The sequence below is a fragment of the Pseudomonas sp. s4 genome, from assembly GCF_046764235.1.
GTDB lineage: Bacteria > Pseudomonadota > Gammaproteobacteria > Pseudomonadales > Pseudomonadaceae > Aquipseudomonas > Aquipseudomonas asiatica.
This window is the reverse complement of sequence record NZ_CP177209.1, coordinates 5,555,146-5,573,534: the sequence shown is the minus strand read 5'-3', so window position 1 is coordinate 5,573,534 and position 18,389 is coordinate 5,555,146. Positions and strand designations below refer to the sequence as shown.

Below are 18,389 nucleotides of genomic sequence, written 5' to 3'. Positions count from 1 at the left end.
CTGACGAGAGCCCTGTAGGAGCAGCCTTGTGCTGCGAAGAGGCCGGTAAACGCGACATCAATATTGATACCGCAGCAAAGCCTGCGGCAGCGCATGCATGGCAAAGAACGCCAGCAACGCGACACACGCCGGCAACACCAGCCACCAAACCCGCAGCGGCAAGGCCGGGAGCGTCTGGTGACGCTGCGCCAGTGCCAGGCTGAGCGCGCACACGCAGCACGCCAGCAAGGCCCCGGCGAGGATGTCGGTCGGCCAGTGCGCCCCCAGGTACACCCGTGACAGGGCAATCGCCAGCGCCGGAATGCAGCCCAGCATCACCCAGGTGAGGCGCATCCGCGGCGGCTGACCGCGACCGGCCAGCACTGCCATTACCAGGAAGAACGCAAACGACGCCGAACTGTGCCCACTGGGCATGCTGTAGCTGGTCAGCGGGTCGCTCAGCACTTCCGGGCGGGCCCGGGCGAACAGCCACTTCAGCGTGCCGTTGGCAAACGCCGTACCCATCAGTGCGCCCGCAGCGAACATGGCATGCCGCCACTGCCGAGCAAGCAGCAGCAGGCCCGTCAGCAGCCCGCCGAGGAATAACTGGGTGCGGAAATCGCCCAGCCGGGTCACCAGCACCACGGCGCCATCGATGGCCTGGCTGCGGTGCTCCTGCACCAGTGTCATTACGCCCTGGTCGAACTCGTGCAGGTAGGGCCAGCCGAGGAAGACCCCGGTCAAGGCCAGGAAACTCATGCCTGCGATCAGCCGGGTGCCGTGGCGTTGATCACGAATGCTGGTGTTCAGGCTCAGCCCGATGATGACTGCCAGGGTGCCGGCGATGATCCCGGCATCCAGCCAGAAGCCTTCCGGCAAGGGCAGGCGCATGGCTGCGCCGGTAGCCCAGCCGGGCAGCAGGTAGGCCACTGCCCAGCCGGCACCGGCCACCAGGCTGACGGCGATGAAGCGCGGCAGCGGCATGTCGAACATGCCGGCGACCATTGGCAGCATAGGCCGCAGCGGCCCGATGAAGCGCCCTACCAGCAGGCTGGCGATGCCGTAGCGCTGGAAGTAGGCCTCGGCGCTGCCGATCCATTCCGGATGGTGGCGCAGCAGGGGCAGCCTGCGAATGTTCTGGTGGAAGTACTTGCCCACCGTGTACGACAACGCATCGCCCACCAGGCCACCGAGAAAGCCCAGCAGCAGCGTTTCGCCCAGGCTGAAGGCGCCGCTGCCGGCCAATACCGCGACCGCGAACAGCAGCACGGTGCCTGGCACGATGATGCCGGCAATGGCCAGGCACTCGATGCAGGCCACCAGGAATATCGCCAGGCCAAGCCACTGCGGGTTGGCGCTGAGCCAGCCAGTCAGGCTGTCGAGCCATTGGCCCATGGTTCAGCTTCCTTGTTCCAGAATGAAGAAGTCGCGGCCTTCGACTTGGCCGCGACGTAACGGGTTCCGCGTGCAGAAACGGGCGTACTCAGCATCGACGAAACGGTAGGGCAGGTGCTCGTCGCGGCCATGCGGGATGCCCAGGCGGGCGGCCTGGATCACCCGTGGCACGATGTTGCCGCAATCCTCCACGTACAGGCGCTCGGCGTCAAAACGCTGGGCGTCCCAGTGCGGCACCTTCAGGCCCAGGGCCCGGCACAGCAAGGTCTGGCCCGCGCACAGGCGCTCGGGCGGGCGGAGGTTGCCGCTGGCATCGGGGTTATTCAGTTGCATCTGTGCCAGGCTGTTCGGCCCCGAGCGGGCGTCCTGCCAAGGATAGGCCGACTTGATGAGCACCGCGTTGCCTGGCCCGTGGGCGCTGAAGTTCAGCGAGTCGCCGCCGCGCGCGTAGTACATATAGATGTGCCCGCCATCGAGGAACAGCGCCTTGCGCTTTTCGGTGTAGCCGAGCGAGGCGTGGCTGCCTTTGTCGGTGAGGTAGTAGGCCTCGGTCTCGATGATGCGCGCGGCCAGCCACAGGTCGCCGTGGCGATGGCGGATGACTTTGCCCAGCAGGGCCTTGGCCAGGGTCTGGGCGTCGCGGTCGAAAAAGCTGTCGGGCAAGGCTGGCATGCGGGCGGTTCGTGGCTGGGACGGCGGGGATGATAGCAATGAATAGCTTAATCGAGGCTGAATCGAGTGGGATGTTGGCAGTGCCGGCCCTTTCGCGGGCTCGCCCGCTCACAGGTACCTCGGAGGTCCCAGGCCTTGTGCAATCCCTGTGGGAGCAGGTTTACCCGTGAAAGGGCCCTGACAGGAGATAGAAATTTCGATAACCCCGGTTACATCTTTCCTACACAATGCCCCTAGCCATTTTCTACCATCCGCCACCCGCCGCTGGGCGTACACCTGCGCGCCAGTTATAATCAGCCGATTTCCCCTTCGCCAAGACACCGAACCCATGACTGAGTCCGTTCTTGACTATATGACCCGCCTGGGTCGCGCTGCCCGTGAGGCTTCCCGGGTGATCGGCCGTGCCAGCACCGCGCAGAAGAACCGCGCCCTGCAAGCTGCCGCCGATGCGCTGGACGCCGCTCGTGCAGAGCTGACCGCTGCCAACGAGCTGGACCTGGCCGCCGGCCGTGCCAATGGCCTGGAGCCCGCGCTGCTCGACCGCCTGGCGCTGACCCCGGCGCGTATCGACGGCATGATCACCGGCCTGCGCCAGGTGGCCAGCCTGCCGGACCCGGTCGGTGCCATCCGCGACATGAGCTACCGCCCATCCGGTATCCAGGTCGGCAAGATGCGCACGCCGCTGGGGGTGATCGGGATCATCTACGAATCGCGCCCGAACGTGACCATCGATGCCGCCAGCCTGTGCCTGAAGTCGGGTAACGCGACCATCCTGCGTGGCGGCTCCGAAGCCATCCACTCCAACCGCGCCATCGCCACCTGCATCCAGCGTGGCCTGGCCGCCGCCGGCCTGCCGGCAGCCGTGGTGCAGGTGGTCGAGACTACCGACCGCGAAGCCGTGGGCGCGCTGATCAGCATGCCGGAATTCGTCGACGTCATCGTGCCGCGCGGTGGCCGTGGCCTGATCGAACGCATCAGCCGCGATGCTCGCGTGCCGGTGATCAAGCACCTGGACGGTATCTGCCACGTCTACGTCAGCCAGCATGCCGACCTGGACAAGGCCTGGCGTGTGGCGTTCAACGCCAAGACCTACCGCTACGGCATCTGTGGCGCCATGGAAACGCTGCTGGTCGACCAGCAGGTGGCCGAGCGCTTCCTGCCGGAAATGGCCCGCCGCTTCCAGGAGAAGGGCGTCGAGCTGCGTGGCTGCGAGCGCACCCGGGCGATCATCGAGGCCAAACCGGCCACCGAGGCCGACTGGCACACCGAGTACCTGGACGCGATCCTGTCGATCCGTGTGGTCGACGGCCTGGACCAGGCCATCGAGCACATCAACCACTATGGCTCGCACCACACCGATTCGATCATCAGCGAACACCAGGCTGAAGCCCGCCAGTTCATGGCCGAGGTCGACTCGGCGTCGGTCATGCTCAATACCCCGACCTGCTTCGCCGACGGCTTCGAGTATGGCCTGGGTGCGGAAATCGGCATTTCCACCGACAAGCTGCATGCCCGCGGCCCAGTCGGCCTGGAAGGCCTGACCTGCGAGAAGTACGTGGTGATCGGTGACGGCCAGCTGCGCGGCCAGGAGTCCTGCTGAGTTGAGCAAGGCCCAGGCAGTCCGGCGCATCGGCATTCTTGGCGGCACCTTCGATCCCGTGCACATCGGCCACCTGCGCAGCGCGCTGGAAGTGGCCGAGTTCATGGGGCTGGACGAACTGCGCCTGCTGCCCAACGCCCGGCCGCCGCACCGCGACACCCCGCAGGTGGCCGCGCAGGACCGCCTGGCCATGGTGCAAGGCGCTGTACAGGGCGTGCCCTGCCTGAGCGTGGATGCCCGCGAACTGGCGCGCGACAAACCGTCGTACACCATCGACACGCTGGAATCGATCCGTGCCGAACTGGCCGCTAACGACCAGTTGTTCCTGGTGCTGGGCTGGGATGCCTTCTGTGGCCTGCCCGGCTGGCACCGCTGGGAAGAATTGCTGCAACACTGTCACATCCTGGTGCTGCAACGCCCTGATGCCGACGTAGAACCCCCTGACGAGCTGCGCAACCTGCTGGCTGCGCGCTCGGAGAGCGATCCCACCGCCTTGTCCGGCCCGGCGGGAAACATTTCGTTCGTCTGGCAGACGCCGCTTGCGGTGTCGGCTACACAGATCCGACAGCTGCTGGCCAGCGGCAAATCGGTGAGGTTCCTGGTGCCGGACGCCGTACTGGCCTACATCGAGGCGCACGAACTGTATCGTGCACCTAACTGACGGTGCCTCTGGCGCCTCATCCAACGAGTTGAACGAGTTTTATATGACCAAGCAGAAAATCCACGGCGAAGAACTGGTTGCCCTGACCAAGGCAGCGCTGGAAGACGTCAAGGCCCAGGACATCCAGGTCATCGACGTGCGCGAAAAGCACAGCCTGACCGACTACATGATCATCGCCACCGGTACTTCCAACCGCCAGATCAATGCGATGCTGGAAAAGGTCCGCGAAGCGGTCAAGGCCAAGGGTGCCCAGCCGCTGGGTGAAGAAGGCAAGGGCGACAGCGACTGGGTGCTGCTGGACCTGAACGATGTCATCGTGCACATGATGACCGCCGCTGCCCGCCAGTTCTACGACCTGGAGCGCCTGTGGCAGGGGGCCGAGCAAAGCCGTGCCGCCGATGGCAAGCACCACAGCCCGGACCATGCCCACGAGTACTCCGATAAGCTCAAGGACCGGGAATAAGGAAAGCGCTGTGCGTCTGCGCCTGATCGCGGTCGGCTCGCGCATGCCGAAGTGGGTCGAGGAAGGCTGGCATGAATATGCCAAGCGCCTGCCCGCCGAGCTGTCGCTGGAGCTGGTGGAAATCCCGCTGAACACCCGTGGCAAGAATGCCGACGTCGCCCGCCTGATCCGTCAGGAGGGCGAAGCCATGCTGAGCAAGGTTCAGCCAGGGGAACGCATCGTCACCCTCGAGGTCCATGGCAAGCCCTGGAGTACCGAGCAGCTGGCGACCGAGCTGGACCGCTGGCGCCTGGATGCGCGCACGGTGAATTTGATGGTGGGCGGCCCGGAAGGCCTGGCGCCCGAGGTCTGTGCGCGCGCCGAGCAACGCTGGTCGCTGTCGCCGCTGACCTTGCCGCACCCATTGGTAAGGATACTCATCGGCGAGCAGATCTACCGCGCCTGGACCGTGCTGTCCGGGCATCCTTACCATAAATGAGCCTGTAAGCAGTCCGATGTCGCAGCCGATCCGTCTCAAGGACCACGAGAAAGACGCCCGCCTGGTGCGCAACCGCGTCGTGGTCGGCGCAGTCGCGATCATGCTGCTTATCTGCGTGCTGATTGCGCGTCTGTACTACCTGCAGGTCATCCAGCACGACTATCACTCGACGCTGTCGGAGAACAACCGGGTGCATGTGCAGCCGATCCCGCCGACCCGCGGGCTGATCTTCGACCGCAACGGGGTGATCGTCGCCGACAACCGGCCCAGCTTCAGCCTGTCGATGACCCGCGAACGTGCGGGTAACTGGCAGGAAGTGCTGGATACCATCGTCGAAGTGCTGGAGTTGACGCCTGACGACCGCGCCCTGTTCGAGAAGCGCATGCGCCAGGGCCGCAGGCCGTTCGAGCCGGTGCCGATCCTGTTCGAACTCAACGAAGAGCAGATCGCCCGTGTGGCGGTGAACCAGTTCCGCCTGCCGGGCGTGGAAGTGGTGGCCCAGCTGGTGCGCCATTACCCGCAGGGCGCGCATTTCGCCCATTCGGTGGGGTATGTGGGGCGGATCAACGAGAAAGAGCTGAAAACCCTCGACCCGGTGAACTACAGCGGCACCCACCACATCGGCAAGACCGGCATCGAGCGCTTCTACGAAGCCGACCTGCATGGCCAGGTGGGCTACGAGGAAGTCGAGACCAACGCCCGAGGCCGTGTGCTGCGGGTGCTCAAGCGCACCGACCCGAAACCGGGCAAGGACATCGTGCTGAGCCTGGACATCAAGCTGCAGGAGGCCGCCGAGGCTGCCCTGGGGGGCCGGCGTGGTGCGGTGGTGGCGCTCGACCCGCGTACCGGCGAGGTGCTGGCGATGGTCAGCCAGCCCAGCTTCGACCCCAACCTGTTCGTCACCGGCATCGGCTTCAAGGCCTATGCCGAACTGCGCGACTCGATCGACCGACCGCTGTTCAACCGCGTGCTGCGCGGCCTGTACCCGCCAGGTTCGACCATCAAGCCGGCGGTGGCCATCGCCGGCCTGGACAGCGGCGTGGTCAATGCCGGCAGCCGGGTGTTCGACCCGGGCTACTACCAGCTGCCCAACTACGACCACAAATACCGTAACTGGAACCGTTCGGGCGATGGCTGGGTCGACCTGGACACCGCGATCATGCGCTCCAACGACACCTACTTCTACGACCTCGCCCACAAGATGGGCATCGATCGGCTGTCCAGCTACATGAACAAGTTCGGCATCGGCCAGCGGGTTTCCCTCGACATGTTCGAGGAATCCGCCGGGCTGATGCCATCGCGTGAATGGAAACGCGCCACCCGCCGCCAGGCCTGGTTCCCCGGCGAAACCCTGATCCTCGGCATCGGCCAGGGCTACATGCAGGCCACGCCGCTGCAACTGGCCCAGGCCACTGCGCTGATCGCCAACAAGGGCGTGTGGAACCGCCCGCACCTGGCCAAGACCATCGAAGGCCAGCCGCCGGTGGATGACAACCCCATGGAAAACATCGTACTGCGTGACAAGTCCGACTGGGCCAAGGTTACCCATGGCATGGAGCAGGTGATGCACAATGCCCGCGGTACCGCACGCAAGGCGGCCATCGGCTCGCAATATCGCATTGCCGGCAAGAGTGGTACCGCCCAGGTGGTGGCGATCAAGCAGGGCGAGAAGTACGACCGCAACAAGCTTCAGGAGCGCCACCGCGACCACGCCCTGTTCGTCGCCTTCGCCCCGGCCGAGGACCCGAAGATCGTGGTTTCGGTGATGGTCGAGAACGGGGAGTCCGGCTCGGGCGTCGCCGCCCCGGTGGTGCGCCAGGTGATGGACGCCTGGTTGCTCGACGAAAACGGCCGGCTCAAGCCCGAGTTCGCGCCTGCCACGGTTACCCAGGAATCAGCCCTGTGATGAACAATTTCGATCGCATGCTCTCCAGCGAGGATGTGATGCGTCGGCGCGCCAGCTTTCTGCAGCGCATCCACGTCGACGGCCCTTTGCTGATCATTCTGCTGACCCTCGCGGCCGGCAGCCTGTTCGTCCTGTATTCGGCCAGTGGCAAGAACTGGGACCTGCTGCTCAAGCAGGCCACCTCGTTCGGCATCGGCCTGGTGTCGATGTTCATCATCGCCCAGCTGGAGCCGCGCTTCATGGCTCGCTGGGTGCCGCTGGCCTACCTGGCCGGGGTGCTGTTGCTGGTGGTGGTGGACGTGATGGGCCACAACGCCATGGGCGCCACGCGCTGGATCAACATCCCCGGGGTGATCCGCTTCCAGCCCTCGGAGTTCATGAAGATCATCATGCCGGCGACCATCGCCTGGTACCTGTCCAAGCGCACGTTGCCGCCGCATCTGAAGCATGTGGCGATCAGCCTGGTGCTGATCGGCGTGCCGTTCATCCTGATCGTGCGCCAGCCCGACCTGGGTACGGCGCTGCTGATCCTCGCCTCCGGGGCTTTCGTGCTGTTCATGGGCGGGCTGCGCTGGCGCTGGATCCTCAGCGTACTGGCGGCTGCGGTGCCAGTGGCGGTGGCGATGTGGTTCTTCGTCATGCATGACTACCAGAAGCAACGGGTACTGACCTTCCTCGACCCGGAAAGCGACCCGTTGGGCACTGGCTGGAACATCATCCAGTCGAAGGCGGCGATCGGCTCGGGCGGTGTGTTCGGCAAGGGCTGGCTGCTCGGCACCCAGTCGCACCTGGATTTCCTGCCGGAAAGCCACACAGACTTCATCATCGCCGTGCTCGGCGAGGAATTCGGCCTGGTCGGCATCTGCCTGCTGCTGATCGTCTACCTGCTGCTGATCGGCCGTGGCCTGATGATCACCGCCCAGGCGCAGACCCTGTTCGGCAAGCTGCTGGCGGGCAGCCTGACCATGACCTTCTTTGTGTACGTGTTCGTCAATATCGGTATGGTCAGCGGCCTTCTGCCCGTGGTGGGCGTGCCGCTGCCCTTCATCAGCTATGGCGGAACTTCGTTGGTGACGCTGCTGTCAGCGTTTGGCGTTCTGATGTCGATCCACACGCACCGCAAATGGATCGCTCAGGTTTGAATAAGGTGAAGAATTTCATGCAAGCAGTGCGTAACTGGGCTGCCCGTTGTGCGCCGTGGATCGGCGCGGTGGGCCTGTTCGGCGCTGTACAGCTGGCCCATGCCGGCGATTATCAGGGCTCGCCGCAGGTGGCCCAGTTCGTTGGCGAAATGAGCCGCGACTATGGCTTTGCCCCTGAGCAGCTGATGGGTGTGTTCGCGGAGGTGCAGCGCAAGCAGTCGATCCTCGACGCCATTTCGCGCCCGGCCGAACGGGTAAAGCCGTGGAAGGACTACCGGCCGATGTTCATCACTGACGCGCGTATTGCCCGCGGTGTGGACTTCTGGCGCCAGCACGAAGCGGTGCTGGCCCGTGCCGAGCAGGAATATGGCGTGCCGGCGCAGTACATCGTTGCCATCATCGGCGTGGAAACCTTCTTTGGCCGCAACACCGGTAACTACCGGGTGATCGATGCCTTGTCGACCCTGGGCTTCGACTACCCGCCACGGGCGGAATTCTTCCGCAAGGAGCTGCGCGAGTTCCTGCTGCTGGCCCGTGAGGAACAGCTCGACCCGCTGACGCTCAAAGGCTCCTACGCTGGTGCAATGGGCCTGCCGCAGTTCATGCCGAGCAGCTTCCGCAACTTCGCGGTGGACTTCGACGGCGACGGCCACATCAATATCTGGAACAACCCGGACGATGCCATTGGCAGCGTGGCCAGCTACTTCAAGCGCCACGGCTGGGTGCCCGGCGAAGGTGTGGTCAGCCGCGCCTGGGTGGACGGTGGGCGCGCCGACGAAGGCCTGACCACCGGCATCGAGCCGGTAAAAACCGTTGGGGAGTTGCGCACGCTTGGCTGGTCGGTCCATGATTCGTTGCGCGATGATCTGCCGGTTACCGCCTTCCGTCTCGAGGGCGACAATGGCCCCGAGTACTGGATGGGCCTGAAGAACTTCTACGCGATCACTCGCTACAACCGCAGCGTGATGTATGCCATGGCGGTGCATCAGCTATCGGAACAGCTGGTTCAAGCACGGGGCGTCAAGTAATGCGCGCAATCATCTCTGGCAAATCTTTCAAGCTGCTCACCTGCCTCGCCGTGGGCGTGGTGCTGGCCAGCTGTTCGTCCAACCGCCCGCCCCAGCAAAGCAGTGGCAACGTGGTGCGCACCCAGCCGGGCCTGGACATCAACCGCGCGCACAAGGACGGCGCGCCGTGGTGGGACGTGGATGTGAACAAGATCCCCGACGCCACGCCAACCGTGCACACCGGCAACTACAAGGCCAACCCGTACACGGTATTGGGCAAGACCTACTACCCGATGCAGGACTCGCGCAATTATCGCGCGGAAGGTACCGCGTCGTGGTATGGCACCAAGTTCCACGGCCAGAACACCGCCAACGGCGAGCTGTACGACCTGTACGGCATGAGCGCGGCGCACAAGACCCTGCCGCTGCCGGCCTACGTGCGGGTGACCAACCTGGCCAACGGCCGTAGCGTGATCTTGCGGGTGAACGACCGTGGGCCGTTCTATTCGGACCGCATCATCGACTTGTCCTATGCCGCGGCGAAAAAGCTCGGTTATGCCGAGATTGGCACCGCGCACGTGCGCGTCGAAGGTATCGACCCGCAGCAGTGGTGGGCCCAGCGTGGCCAGACGCCACCGATGGTGCTGAAGGAGCCCCAGGTGGCCCAGACCCAGGCGATCCCGGCCAGTACCGGGCGCGTCGAGCAATGGACCCCGCCGCCCCAGCAGCATGCGGCGCCGGTGGTGCCGGTGCAGGTGGCTGGCAACAACGTGCCGGCCGGCAGTGGCGGCAGCTTCCTGCAGGTGGGTGCCTTCGCCAACCCGGACGCCGCCGAACTGCTGCGCTCCAAGCTCAGCAGCATGGTCAGCGCGCCAGTGTTCATCAGCTCGATCGTGCGTAACCAGCAGACCCTGCACCGCGTGCGCCTCGGGCCGATCAACAGCCAGGGCGAGATCCAGCAAGCGCAGGACAGCATCCGCCTGGCGAACCTTGGGCAGGCCAAGCTGGTCACAGCTGACTGACCGCGTTGCCTTCTTCGCGGGCACGCCCGCTCCCACAGGGCATGCGAAACCCTGTGGGAGCGGGCGCGCCCGCGAAGAAGGCAACACCAAACTGTCGGTTTTGTCATGAATTGACGGGCGCGGGCATGTACAATGTCGGCTTTTGCCCGCAGCGACATAAAGCCGCACATTGCGAGCCAGGCCTACGGCCGCAAAAACTAGACTGACTGGCGCTGGGCACATGATCTTGCCCAGGGAACATCAGACCATTAGCGATTTTCGAGAGACGGATGAACATCACCAACCTTGCCAAACGACTTTGCCTGCCCGTACTGCTGATGATCACGCCTGCCGCCTTCGCGGCTGAGCAGATGACGCCGGCGCCACCGCAACTGGCAGCCAAGTCCTACGTACTCATGGATGCGTCCAGCGGCAACGTGCTGGTCGAGAACAACGGTGACGAGCGCCTGCCGCCTGCCAGCCTGACCAAGCTGATGACGGCCTACATCGCCACCCTGGACATCCGTCGCGGCCAGATCGGTGAAAACGACCCGGTTACCGTCAGCGAAAACGCCTGGCGGACCGGCGGTTCGCGCATGTTCATCAAGGTGGGCAGCCAGGTGACCGTCAGCGACCTGCTGCACGGCATCATCATCCAGTCCGGCAACGACGCCTCGGTCGCCCTGGCCGAGCACATCGCCGGCAGCGAAGACGCCTTCGCCGACATGATGAACAAGACCGCTGCCGACCTGGGCATGGCCAACAGCCACTTCATGAACCCGACCGGCCTGCCGCACCCGGACCATTACTCGTCGGCCCACGACATGGCTACCCTGGCCCGTGCGATCATCAATGTCGACCCGGCCCACTACGCCATCTACTCGCAGAAAGAGTTCTTCTGGAACAACATCAAGCAGCCAAACCGCAACCTGCTGCTGTGGCGTGACAAGACTGTCGACGGCCTGAAGACCGGCCACACAGACGAAGCCGGCTACTGCATGGTGGCTTCGGCCGTTCGCGATGGCCAGCGCCTGATCGCCGTGGTCTTCGGCACCAACAGCGAGCAGTCGCGTGCTGCCGAGACCCAGAAGCTGCTGACCTATGGCTTCCGCTTCTTCGAAACCCAGACCTTCTACCAGAAGGGTACCGAGCTGACCAAGTCGCCGGTCTGGAAGGGCGCGACTGGCGAAGTGAAAGCTGGCCTGGCCAACGACCTGACCCTGACTATGCCTAAAGGCCAATTGAAGCGCCTGCAGGCTTCGATGACCATGAACCCGCAGCTCACCGCGCCAATCGCCAAAGGTGACGTGATCGGCAAAGTGGAAGTCAAACTGGACGAGAAAGTGGTTCACAGCGCCGACCTGATCGCCCTCGATGGCGTCGAGGAAGGTGGTTTCTTCCGCCGTATGTGGGATAGCATCCGTCTATTCTTCTACGGGTTGTTCAACTGATACGTGACCTGCATGCCCCCGCGTATCCTGCGGGGGCGTTGTTGTTGCCACGGCTTACGAGGCCGTTTCCGCCATGAGCGAACCAGACGTCAAGTCGCACAAGATCGAATTCCCCTGCGACGATTACCCGATCAAGGTCATCGGTGACACCGTTGTCGGCTTCAAGGACACGGTGATCGAGATCCTGAGCAAGCACGCGAAGGTCGACCTTTCCACCCTGGCCGAGCGCCAGAGCAAGGAAGGCAAGTACACCACCGTGCAATTGCACATCGTTGCCGAAAGCGAGAACCAGCTGCACGATATCAACAGCGCCCTGCGCGCTACCGGCATCGTGAAAATGGTGCTCTGATGTCCGCCTGCCTCGGTTTTCGCGAGCTTGGCCTGCAGCCCTACGAACCGGTGCTGGAGGCCATGCGTCGCTTCACCGAGCAGCGCAGCCCGGACAGCCAGGATGAAGTCTGGCTGGTCGAGCACCCCGCGGTCTTCACCCAGGGCCAGGCCGGCAAGGCCGAGCACCTGCTGGTGCCGGGCGACATCCCGGTAGTGCAGACCGATCGCGGTGGCCAGGTGACCTACCATGGCCCCGGGCAGCTGGTGGCCTACCTGCTGCTGGATGTGCGCCGGCTGGGCTTTGGCGTGCGTGAGCTGGTCAGCCGTATCGAGCAGACCCTCATCGACCTGCTCGCCAGTTACGATGTCCAGGCCGCGGCCAAGCCCGATGCCCCGGGCGTCTATGTCGACGGAGCGAAAATCGCCTCCCTCGGCCTGCGAATCCGCAACGGCCGTTCGTTCCACGGCCTTGCCCTGAACGTGGACATGGACCTCGCGCCATTCCGCCGAATCAACCCCTGCGGCTATGCGGGGCTGGCGATGACCCAGCTGCGCGACCTGGCAGGCCCGATCGAACTCGACGAGGTCAGGACAAGGCTGCGCGGACAGCTGGTCAAGCACCTCGACTACGCTGAGCAGACGACCCTCACGGGCGGAATCGACTGAATATGACAACTGTGCAAGAAGCCGTGCCGAACCTGATACCTACCCAGGATGCCACCCCGCGCCAAGCGCCGAAGAAGGTGGAAGCCGGGGTCAAGCTGCGTGGTGCCGAAAAGGTGGCGCGCATTCCGGTGAAGATCATCCCCACCGAAGAGCTGCCGAAGAAGCCCGACTGGATCCGCGTGCGTATCCCGGTGTCGCCCGAGGTAGACCGCATCAAGCAACTGCTGCGCAAGCACAAGCTGCACAGCGTATGCGAAGAGGCATCCTGCCCGAACCTGGGCGAGTGCTTCTCCGGTGGTACCGCCACCTTCATGATCATGGGTGACATCTGCACCCGTCGTTGCCCGTTCTGCGACGTTGGCCACGGCCGGCCGAAACCGCTGGACCTGGACGAGCCGAAGAACCTGGCCATCGCCATCGCCGACCTGCGCCTGAAGTACGTGGTGATCACCTCGGTGGACCGCGACGACCTGCGTGACGGTGGTGCCCAGCACTTTGCCGACTGCATCCGCGAAATCCGTGCGCTGTCGCCGGGCGTACAGCTGGAAACCCTGGTGCCGGACTACCGTGGGCGCATGGATATTGCCCTGGAGATCACCGCGCAAGAGCCGCCGGATGTGTTCAACCATAACCTCGAGACCGTACCGCGCCTGTACAAGGCCGCGCGCCCGGGTTCGGACTACGACTGGTCGCTGGACCTGCTGCAGAAGTTCAAGCAGTTGGTGCCGCACGTACCGACCAAGTCGGGCCTGATGCTCGGCCTGGGCGAGACCGACGAGGAAGTGATCGAAGTGATGCACCGTATGCGCGAGCATGACATCGACATGCTCACCCTCGGCCAGTACCTGCAGCCGTCGCGCAGCCACCTGCCGGTGCAGCGTTTTGTTCACCCGGACACCTTCGCCTGGTTCGCCGAGGAAGGTTACAAGATGGGCTTCAAGAACGTCGCTTCCGGCCCGCTGGTGCGTTCTTCGTACCACGCTGACCAGCAGGCTCACGAAGCCAAGATCAAGCTCTGAGCCAAGCACAGAGCCACGCATGCCGATGCGCGCCGAAGGGCGGCATCGGCATTTTTGTTTGTGCCACACGCGCTGCAAGGAGCCGCGATGAATTGCGCCGAAACCTTCCAACCCAGCCTGCCCGCCGCGCTGCCGCGTGATGCCTGTTTTGCCATTGTCGCCCCGGCGGGCGCGGCGCGGCTGGATACGCACAAGGTCAACCAGTGGTTCGTTGATCGAGGCTACAGTTGCCGCATCTACCCGGGTGCCCTTCAGGCTCAGGGCTACCTGGCGGGGCCGGACCGGCAGCGGTTGCAGGACCTGCATGAGGCCTTTGCCGACCCGGCCATCGACGCCATTCTGTGCATGCGTGGGGGGTACGGCAGCATGCGCCTGCTCGACCAGCTCGATTTCGAACTGATTCGGCGCAACCCCAAGCCTCTGATCGGCTACAGCGACATCACCGCGCTGCACACGGCGATCTACCGGCATGCCGGGCTGCTCACCTTCCATGGCGGGATGCTCAATGCCGACCTGCTGGGGGCCAAGTTGCCGCCAACCGAGACTTCGTTGCTGGCGCAGCTGGGTGGGCATGTGCGGGCAGGTGAGCAGATCGTGCACCCTGCTGACTTCGCATTGAGCAGCGTGCTGCATGGGGTGGCCAGCGGGCCGCTGCTGGGCGGCAACCTGTCGATGCTGGGCGCGACCCTGGGGACGATTGCCGAGCTGGATACGCAGGGCTGCATCCTGTTCATCGAGGACGTCAACGAGCCGCTTTACCGGGTGGATCGCTTGCTGACCCAGCTGCGCCTGGCAGGCAAGCTGGAGGGGGTGAAGGGTGTGCTGGTGGGGGACTTTGCCGGGATTACCACTGCGGCGTTGACGCCCCTGCTGGAGGATATCTTCGCGCCGCTGGGTGTGCCGGTGCTGGCCGGGTGGCGCAGTGGGCATTGTGACCCGAATGTGTGCTTGCCGTTGGGGGCTCGTGTAAGGCTGGACAGTGATCGGCAGAGCTTGCTGCTGGAGCAGGATCTTTTCCAGGCTTGAGATTGTCGGGGCTGCTTTGCAGCCCATCGCGACACAAGGCCGCTCCTACAGGAGACCGCGTTACCCCGATGGTTCGCGATCGCTTGTAGGAGCGGCCTTGTGTCGCGATGGGCCGCGCAGCGGCCCCAAGATTCTCACTGCTGACGCAGGCTCTCGAGCAGCTTGTGCGTCGGATACCCATCTGCCGGCCACCCCAGCCCCTGCTGGGCATTGCGGATCGCCTTGCGGGTATTGGCGCCAATGATGCCATCGGCATTGCCGGCTTCGTGCCCATTGCTGTTCAGCAGGTTCTGCAGCTCCATGCGCTCGCTGCGGCTGAGCGGCAGGTCTTCTTTCGGCCAGCTGCCGGCAATGAAGCCCCAGCCCGTGAAGCGATCACCCAGCAGGCTTACCGCCAGCGCGTAGGATGACGAGTTGTTGTACTTGAGGATGGCGCGGAAGTTGTCCAGCACCAGGAACGCCGGGCCACGCGCGCCCGCTGGCAGCAGCAGGGCGGCAGACAGCTGGTTGCTGCCCACTGGCAACTGGGTACCGGCAGGCAGTTTCACGCCCATCGCCAGCCACTCGCTCACCGGCTTGCGCAGGGCGCCATCGGCCTGCCAGTAATCGAAGCCAGGCGGCACCTGGACCTCGAAGCCCCACGGCTGGCCACGTTTCCAGCCCGAGCTCTGCAGGTAGTGCGCGGTCGATGCCAGGGCGTCTGCCGTGCTGTTCCAGATGTCACGGCGGCCATCGCCGTCGAAGTCCACGGCATGGGTGTTGTAGGTGGTCGGGATGAACTGGGTCTGGCCCATGGCGCCGGCCCACGAGCCACGCATGGCCTCAGGCTGGATGTCGCCATGCTGGATGATCTGCAGCGCAGCGATCAGCTGGTCCTGGGCGAACTGCGGGCGGCGGCCCTCATAGGCCAGGGTGGCCAGCGAGCGGATCACCGATTTGCTGCCCTGGAACTGGCCGAAGTTGCTCTCCATGCCCCATACCGCGACCAGCACCTGGCGATCGACGCCATAGCGTTGCTCGATGCGGGTCAGCAGTTCGGCGTTCTGCTCCAGCAGCTTCTTGCCGTTGCGTACACGCAGGGGCGACAGGGCGCCTTCGAGGTATTCCCATACCGGGCGGGTGAACTCCGGCTGGCTGCGATCAGCCTTGATCACGTCCATGTCGGGGGTGACGCCGAGGAAGGCGCGGTCGAAGGTGTCCTGCGAAATGCCGGCTTGCAGGGCTTGCTGGCGAAAGCCCGCTTGCCATTGCGCGAAGGTTTGCAGAGGCTGGATTTCAGTGTTGGTGTCGGGCGTCGTGCCGGGCAGGGTCACCACCGGGGCAGGCTGGGCGGGGGCCAGCGGCAGGGCATCGGCGGCGGTGGGCTTTTCTGCGCAGGCCACGAGCAGGATGAAACTGGAGGCCGCGATCAGCTGACGGGTTTTCCAGCGGGGGAGAAGACTGAGGAGCATTCACAGATCCAGAATTGCAGGTCAGGTGATGACCATACCATGCCTGCGCTTTCGATGCTTTCATGCAGCCAAAAAGTAGGAAGCCTCCCAATCTCTCGATTGGAAGGCTTCGCGGCGGTAGCTGCCTTTGCCCTTGTTCGGCTGTTCCTGGCGGCAGCGGAACAGCGGTTGGGCGATGATCGACTTGGCCTTGTTGGGGCCGTGCTTTTTCGGCTTTTTGCTCATGGCGGGATTCCCGGGTTGGGTGGGTTTCGCGGCGCACTGTAGGGCTTGGGGCAGGGTGGGGCCAATTGATTGTGTTTATGGTTCGAGATGTTGGGGACATTGCAGCCCTGTGGGAGCGGGCGTGCCCGCGAACACCGGCGAAGCCGGTGCCATCCACCGTGTCGCCTGATTCGCGGGCATGCCCGCTCCCACAGCGGCCCCAGTTACTCGGGAGGCAGTGCCAGGCGCTGGCCGGCCATCAGCAGCGACAAGCGCGCCAGGCCGGTCCACGGCGAGCCCTCTGCCTGGCCCTTGATCTGTGCATCAATACGCTGGGCATCCTGCAGCAACTGCGCCCAGCGCTGCGCCGACAGGCGCTGCAGGGCCTTGCTGACCAGTGGCCGGCGTTTGTCCCAGATCGGCGGGCGGGCCTGGCTGAAGGCCTTGTCCAGCGGTACACCCTGGCTGAACTGCTGGGCCAGCCCGGCCAGCTGGCGCAGCTCACGGGCCAGGGCCCAGAGAATCACTGGTGGCTCAACGCCTTCACCGCGCAAGCCTTCGAGCATGCGCAAGGCATGCGCGGCTTCGCCGTTGAGAATGGCATCGACCAGGCCGAAGACATCGAAGCGGGCGCTGTCGGCGACGGCGGCCTGCACGGTCTCCACTGTGATCTGGTTACCTTCGGCGAGCAGCTTGAGCTTTTCGACTTCCTGCGCGGCAGCCAGCAGGTTGCCTTCCACGCGTGCGGCGATCAGGTCGACGGCGTCACGCTGTGCAGAAAGGCCGGCCTGCTGCAAGCGCTGGTTGATCCACTGCGGCAACTGGTGCACATCCACCGGCCAGATCTGGATGAACTGGCAATGGGGACCTTCGATCAGGGCCTTGCCCCACTTGGTCTTCTGCGCGCTGCCGTCCAGCTTGGGCAGGCTGACCAGCAGCAGGGTGTCTTCGGCCGGGTTGGCGCAGTATTCCATCAGCGCAGCAGCGCCTTTGTCACCGGGCTTGCCTGAGGGCAGGCGCAATTCCAGCAGGCGGCGCTGGGCGAACAGGGACAGGCTGGCGCCAGCCTGGAGCAGGGTGCCCCAGTCGAAATTGGCGTCGGCACTGAATACCTGGCGTTCGTCGTAGCCCTGCTGGCGTGCGGCGTTACGGATGGCGTCGGCGGCTTCCTGGCACAGCAGCGGGTCGTCGCCGCTGACCACGTAGACCGGTGCCAGGGCACCTTGCAGGTGCTTGTTGAGTTGGGCGGGGGCGAGCTTCATGGGGAACAGGCGGGGCACCCGAGGGTACCCCGCTCGGGCTTAGTTGCCCGGTACTTCCAGTGGCGACTGCTGAGGCGTTTCGGCCTGCTGGCGGCGAGCGGCCTCCAGCGCAGCGGCTTCGGCTTTGGCACGCTCGTCGGCTTGACGCTGCAGCTCGTCCAGCTGGGACGGGGTCAGCATCTGCAGGCGAACGACCATGGCGTTGACCAGGTCGCGACGCATTTCTTCACGGGCACGGTTGGCTTCCTGTTCGGAGCCGGTGATGTTCGAGCCGTCCCGCAAGTAGATCTTGCGCACTTCCAGCTTGTCGCTCATCAGCTCCAGGTTGTTCAGGCCCTGGATGCTGTAGTTCAGCACGGTGGTCAGCTCGTACTCGGCGGTACGGTTGCCACTGTTGTAGGTCGCCGAGCGCTCGCGCTCCTGCTCGTTGGTCAGCACCAGGCGGTACGGTGCACCAGCGTGCACGTTGACGCCGCTACGCTGCAGTACTTCACGCAGCTGGACCACGGTCGGGCCGTAGGCGTTGCGTGCGCTTACGTCCATTTCCTTCACGCTCAGCTCGGTGGAGCCGGTGCCACGCAGCTGGAAACCGCAGGCGCTGAGCATGACCGCCAGGCCAATTACCAGCAAATTGCGTTTGATCATGTTGTTGCTCCCTTGTGGGCCTGTTCGCCCG

19 protein-coding genes are annotated in these 18,389 nt (G+C 64.5%); 13 read left to right on the top strand and 6 right to left on the bottom strand.

Annotated elements, in window-relative coordinates; genetic code table 11:
- Window positions 1-57: 57 nt before the first annotated feature.
- Window positions 58-1,374, bottom strand: a complete 1,317-nt coding sequence (locus ACK56M_RS25835) for a bifunctional DedA family/phosphatase PAP2 family protein (protein ID WP_015271946.1) — start codon at window positions 1,372-1,374, stop codon at window positions 58-60.
- Between the two features lie 3 nt (window positions 1,375-1,377).
- Entirely contained in the window at window positions 1,378-2,046 is a 669-nt protein-coding gene (locus ACK56M_RS25830) for a DNA-3-methyladenine glycosylase (RefSeq protein ID WP_015271945.1), read from the bottom strand.
- A 328-nt stretch (window positions 2,047-2,374) separates the two neighbouring features.
- Here ACK56M_RS25830 and ACK56M_RS25825 point away from each other — a divergent pair, with 328 nt between their 5' ends.
- The 13 genes from ACK56M_RS25825 to ACK56M_RS25765 all read left to right on the top strand — a co-directional run bounded on the left by ACK56M_RS25825 (window position 2,375) and on the right by ACK56M_RS25765 (window position 14,796).
- Window positions 2,375-3,646, top strand: a complete 1,272-nt coding sequence (locus tag ACK56M_RS25825) for a glutamate-5-semialdehyde dehydrogenase (RefSeq protein ID WP_015271944.1) — start codon at window positions 2,375-2,377, stop codon at window positions 3,644-3,646.
- A gap of 1 nt (window position 3,647) precedes the next feature.
- Complete coding sequence (nadD, locus tag ACK56M_RS25820; RefSeq protein WP_015271943.1) at window positions 3,648-4,307, top strand: nicotinate-nucleotide adenylyltransferase; 660 nt, start codon at window positions 3,648-3,650, stop codon at window positions 4,305-4,307.
- Window positions 4,308-4,350: 43 nt separating this feature from the next.
- Window positions 4,351-4,770, top strand: coding sequence for a ribosome silencing factor (gene rsfS, locus ACK56M_RS25815; RefSeq protein WP_013974359.1), 420 nt, complete (start codon window positions 4,351-4,353; stop codon window positions 4,768-4,770).
- Window positions 4,771-4,780: 10 nt separating this feature from the next.
- Window positions 4,781-5,248, top strand: coding sequence for a 23S rRNA (pseudouridine(1915)-N(3))-methyltransferase RlmH (gene rlmH, locus ACK56M_RS25810; RefSeq protein WP_003249722.1), 468 nt, complete (start codon window positions 4,781-4,783; stop codon window positions 5,246-5,248).
- A gap of 16 nt (window positions 5,249-5,264) precedes the next feature.
- Entirely contained in the window at window positions 5,265-7,154 is a 1,890-nt protein-coding gene (gene mrdA / locus ACK56M_RS25805) for a penicillin-binding protein 2 (RefSeq protein WP_015271942.1), read from the top strand.
- Window positions 7,155-7,192: 38 nt separating this feature from the next.
- Window positions 7,193-8,296 carry a rod shape-determining protein RodA gene (gene rodA / locus ACK56M_RS25800; RefSeq protein WP_015271941.1) on the top strand — a complete coding sequence of 368 codons (1,104 nt, stop codon included), beginning with the start codon at window positions 7,193-7,195 and terminating at the stop codon, window positions 8,294-8,296.
- Between the two features lie 17 nt (window positions 8,297-8,313).
- Window positions 8,314-9,324, top strand: a complete 1,011-nt coding sequence (gene mltB, locus ACK56M_RS25795) for a lytic murein transglycosylase B (RefSeq protein WP_015271940.1) — start codon at window positions 8,314-8,316, stop codon at window positions 9,322-9,324.
- Window positions 9,324-10,325 (top strand): septal ring lytic transglycosylase RlpA family protein, encoded by a 1,002-nt coding sequence (locus ACK56M_RS25790; protein WP_013974354.1) that lies wholly within the window; start codon window positions 9,324-9,326, stop codon window positions 10,323-10,325. Before mltB ends, ACK56M_RS25790 begins: the two co-directional genes overlap by 1 nt.
- Before the next feature lie 269 nt (window positions 10,326-10,594).
- On the top strand, window positions 10,595-11,755 hold the full coding sequence (locus ACK56M_RS25785) for a D-alanyl-D-alanine carboxypeptidase family protein (protein WP_013974353.1): 1,161 nt from the start codon (window positions 10,595-10,597) through the stop codon (window positions 11,753-11,755).
- Between the two features lie 73 nt (window positions 11,756-11,828).
- Window positions 11,829-12,104 (top strand): DUF493 domain-containing protein, encoded by a 276-nt coding sequence (locus ACK56M_RS25780; RefSeq protein WP_003249736.1) that lies wholly within the window; start codon window positions 11,829-11,831, stop codon window positions 12,102-12,104.
- Window positions 12,104-12,751 carry a lipoyl(octanoyl) transferase LipB gene (lipB, locus tag ACK56M_RS25775; RefSeq protein WP_013974352.1) on the top strand — a complete coding sequence of 216 codons (648 nt, stop codon included), beginning with the start codon at window positions 12,104-12,106 and terminating at the stop codon, window positions 12,749-12,751. The genes ACK56M_RS25780 and lipB overlap by 1 nt, the downstream gene beginning before the upstream one ends.
- A 2-nt stretch (window positions 12,752-12,753) precedes the next feature.
- The gene (gene lipA, locus ACK56M_RS25770) at window positions 12,754-13,770 is read left to right on the top strand and encodes a lipoyl synthase (RefSeq protein ID WP_015271939.1); all 1,017 of its coding nucleotides are present in this window, start codon (window positions 12,754-12,756) and stop codon (window positions 13,768-13,770) included.
- An 87-nt stretch (window positions 13,771-13,857) separates the two neighbouring features.
- Window positions 13,858-14,796: a S66 peptidase family protein gene (locus ACK56M_RS25765; protein ID WP_100413356.1), complete on the top strand. Its 939-nt coding sequence runs from the start codon at window positions 13,858-13,860 to the stop codon at window positions 14,794-14,796.
- 134 nt (window positions 14,797-14,930) lie between these two features.
- Here ACK56M_RS25765 and ACK56M_RS25760 read toward each other — a convergent pair whose 3' ends face one another.
- The 4 genes from ACK56M_RS25760 to lptE all read right to left on the bottom strand — a co-directional run bounded on the left by ACK56M_RS25760 (window position 14,931) and on the right by lptE (window position 18,358).
- The gene (locus ACK56M_RS25760; RefSeq protein ID WP_015271937.1) at window positions 14,931-16,247 is read right to left on the bottom strand and encodes a lytic murein transglycosylase; all 1,317 of its coding nucleotides are present in this window, start codon (window positions 16,245-16,247) and stop codon (window positions 14,931-14,933) included.
- A 60-nt stretch (window positions 16,248-16,307) separates the two neighbouring features.
- Entirely contained in the window at window positions 16,308-16,472 is a 165-nt protein-coding gene (gene arfA / locus ACK56M_RS25755; RefSeq protein ID WP_003257578.1) for an alternative ribosome rescue factor ArfA, read from the bottom strand.
- A 203-nt stretch (window positions 16,473-16,675) separates the two neighbouring features.
- Window positions 16,676-17,713, bottom strand: coding sequence for a DNA polymerase III subunit delta (holA, locus tag ACK56M_RS25750; protein WP_015271936.1), 1,038 nt, complete (start codon window positions 17,711-17,713; stop codon window positions 16,676-16,678).
- A 39-nt stretch (window positions 17,714-17,752) separates the two neighbouring features.
- The gene (gene lptE, locus ACK56M_RS25745) at window positions 17,753-18,358 is read right to left on the bottom strand and encodes an LPS assembly lipoprotein LptE (RefSeq protein WP_003257580.1); all 606 of its coding nucleotides are present in this window, start codon (window positions 18,356-18,358) and stop codon (window positions 17,753-17,755) included.
- Window positions 18,359-18,389 lie beyond the last annotated feature (31 nt).

Coding starts and splice junctions, on each gene's coding strand:
- ACK56M_RS25835 (WP_015271946.1), bottom strand. CDS start 1,374: ATGGGCCAATGGCTCGACAGCCTGACTGGCTGGCTCAGCGCCAACCCG.
- ACK56M_RS25830 (WP_015271945.1), bottom strand. CDS start 2,046: ATGCCAGCCTTGCCCGACAGCTTTTTCGACCGCGACGCCCAGACCCTG.
- ACK56M_RS25825 (WP_015271944.1), top strand. CDS start 2,375: ATGACTGAGTCCGTTCTTGACTATATGACCCGCCTGGGTCGCGCTGCC.
- rsfS (WP_013974359.1), top strand. CDS start 4,351: ATGACCAAGCAGAAAATCCACGGCGAAGAACTGGTTGCCCTGACCAAG.
- mrdA (WP_015271942.1), top strand. CDS start 5,265: ATGTCGCAGCCGATCCGTCTCAAGGACCACGAGAAAGACGCCCGCCTG.
- rodA (WP_015271941.1), top strand. CDS start 7,193: ATGCGTCGGCGCGCCAGCTTTCTGCAGCGCATCCACGTCGACGGCCCT.
- mltB (WP_015271940.1), top strand. CDS start 8,314: ATGCAAGCAGTGCGTAACTGGGCTGCCCGTTGTGCGCCGTGGATCGGC.
- ACK56M_RS25790 (WP_013974354.1), top strand. CDS start 9,324: ATGCGCGCAATCATCTCTGGCAAATCTTTCAAGCTGCTCACCTGCCTC.
- ACK56M_RS25785 (WP_013974353.1), top strand. CDS start 10,595: ATGAACATCACCAACCTTGCCAAACGACTTTGCCTGCCCGTACTGCTG.
- ACK56M_RS25780 (WP_003249736.1), top strand. CDS start 11,829: ATGAGCGAACCAGACGTCAAGTCGCACAAGATCGAATTCCCCTGCGAC.
- lipB (WP_013974352.1), top strand. CDS start 12,104: ATGTCCGCCTGCCTCGGTTTTCGCGAGCTTGGCCTGCAGCCCTACGAA.
- lipA (WP_015271939.1), top strand. CDS start 12,754: ATGACAACTGTGCAAGAAGCCGTGCCGAACCTGATACCTACCCAGGAT.
- ACK56M_RS25765 (WP_100413356.1), top strand. CDS start 13,858: ATGAATTGCGCCGAAACCTTCCAACCCAGCCTGCCCGCCGCGCTGCCG.
- ACK56M_RS25760 (WP_015271937.1), bottom strand. CDS start 16,247: ATGCTCCTCAGTCTTCTCCCCCGCTGGAAAACCCGTCAGCTGATCGCG.
- arfA (WP_003257578.1), bottom strand. CDS start 16,472: ATGAGCAAAAAGCCGAAAAAGCACGGCCCCAACAAGGCCAAGTCGATC.
- holA (WP_015271936.1), bottom strand. CDS start 17,713: ATGAAGCTCGCCCCCGCCCAACTCAACAAGCACCTGCAAGGTGCCCTG.
- lptE (WP_003257580.1), bottom strand. CDS start 18,358: ATGATCAAACGCAATTTGCTGGTAATTGGCCTGGCGGTCATGCTCAGC.